This window comes from Nostoc sp. UHCC 0251 (assembly GCF_034932245.1).
Lineage (GTDB): Bacteria > Cyanobacteriota > Cyanobacteriia > Cyanobacteriales > Nostocaceae > Nostoc.
On the sequence record NZ_JAYGHD010000535.1, the window covers coordinates 1 to 1,370 of the forward strand.

At 43.5% G+C, this 1,370-nt stretch carries 1 protein-coding gene; it reads left to right on the plus strand.

Translation table 11 applies throughout. The annotated features are described in order from the left end of the window. Positions 1-201: 201 nt before the first annotated feature. Positions 202-1,209 carry an SPFH domain-containing protein gene (locus tag VB740_RS36645; RefSeq protein ID WP_323204703.1) on the plus strand — a complete coding sequence of 336 codons (1,008 nt, stop codon included), beginning with the start codon at positions 202-204 and terminating at the stop codon, positions 1,207-1,209. Positions 1,210-1,370: the final 161 nt, after the last annotated feature.

Here is a 1,370-nt window from a genome sequence, read left to right on the forward strand (position 1 = left end):
CCGCCTCCAGTAGCTTGACAAGAGGCAGAGCCTCTTTTAAATACATTCCCAGCCTCCAGGCTGGGAACGAGACGACACAAGCCTTTGGGCTTTTCTTAGTGCCATTCGGTCATTGGTCATTGGTCATTAGTTTTTCTTTGCCCTGTCCCACTTTTTTTACTTTTGAGTTAAATTTGATACTTAAAAATCAGGAGATTTACAATGGAACAGTTTTTTTTACTAGTCTTTTTAGCCCTTGGTGGCTCTGCTGTAGCGGGGTCTGTAAAAGTCATCAATCAGGGTAATGAAGCTTTGGTGGAAAGATTGGGCAGCTATAACAAAAAGCTGGAACCTGGAATGAATTTTTTAGTTCCTTTTTTGGATAAAATCGTTTACAGAGAAACTATCCGGGAAAAAGTCTTAGATATTCCTCCCCAAAAATGCATCACCCGCGACAACGTTGGTATTGAGGTGGATGCGGTGTTTTACTGGCGCATTGTGGATATGGAAAAAGCCTGGTATAAGGTAGAAAATCTCCAAGCGGCAATGGTGAATATGGTGCTGACTCAAATTCGCTCCGAGATGGGACAATTGGAGTTAGATCAAACTTTTACTGCCCGTTCTCAAATCAATGAACTTCTGTTAAGGGAATTGGATATTGCCACTGATCCTTGGGGTGTGAAAGTGACGCGGGTAGAACTGCGAGATATTGTTCCATCGCAAGCGGTGCGAGAATCGATGGAATTGCAAATGTCGGCAGAACGACGCAAACGGGCAGCAATTTTAAATTCTGAGGGTGAACGCGAAGCTGCTGTCAATAGTGCTAGAGGTAAAGCGGAGGCGCAAATATTGGATGCCGAAGCTCGGCAAAAATCAACAGTTCTGCAAGCGGAAGCTGAACAAAAGGCGATCGTTTTGAAAGCTCAAGCGGAACGTCAGCAGCAGGTTTTGAAAGCCCAAGCGATCGCAGAATCAGCAGATATTATTGCACAAAAGCTCCAGACGAATCCCAATGCCAATAAAGCAGTGGAAGTTCTGTTCGCCTTGGGCTATCTGGATATGGGCGCGACAATTGGTAGAAGCGATAGCAGCAAGGTCTTATTTATAGATCCGCGCACTATCCCTGCTGCTTTCGAGGGTATGCGTTCCGTTATCTCAAATGGTCAAGTTGACTCTAACGAGTTGTTTTCTAAACAAATCCCAGGGTTAGAACATAATCGCCCTAGTTAGAAGTAGACATAGAGAATGGAGACAAGGGGACAACTTTCTTCCTTGTCTCTTCGTTTTTTTTCCAATGACAAATGACAAATGACTAATGATAGTTACCCCAGAACAGGTTAAGCTAATCGGCATTTAAATTGCAACATAGTCACTATTGCCTTTGTTTTTTA

What these genes read in the sequence shown, in the direction of transcription:
- VB740_RS36645 (WP_323204703.1), top strand. Translation starts at nt 202, where the DNA reads ATGGAACAGTTTTTTTTACTAGTCTTTTTAGCCCTTGGTGGCTCTGCT.